This is a genomic window from Neobacillus drentensis (genome assembly GCF_036966985.1).
GTDB classification, from domain to species: Bacteria; Bacillota; Bacilli; order Bacillales; family Cytobacillaceae; genus Neobacillus; species Neobacillus drentensis_E.
Window position 1 is genome coordinate 1137 of the sequence record NZ_JBALSN010000674.1, and the last position, 265, is coordinate 1401.

Sequence of the window (265 nt, forward strand, 5' to 3'; positions counted from 1 at the left end):
GGCAACCGCATTGGCAATATCTGCTGGCTTTCCACTTCTGCCGACTGGAATACCTGCGACACTTGCTTGAATAAGCTGTTCAAATGGAATCCCGATTCTCGCAGCAGTTTCTTTGGTCATCTCTGTTTCAATAAATCCAGGGGCTACCGAGTTCGAGGTAATCCCGTATCTCCCTAACTCAATTGCGAGTGTTTTTGTAAAGCCCTGCAACCCCGCCTTCGCAGCAGCATAATTGGCCTGACCGCGATTGCCAAGTGCAGAAGTC

The 265-nt window shown here is 49.8% G+C and carries 1 protein-coding gene; it reads right to left on the reverse strand.

The window, feature by feature from the left end; translation table 11 throughout:
* The coding region (locus V7659_RS30295) for an SDR family oxidoreductase (RefSeq protein WP_335543725.1) at positions 1-265 on the reverse strand (265 nt) is incomplete at both ends.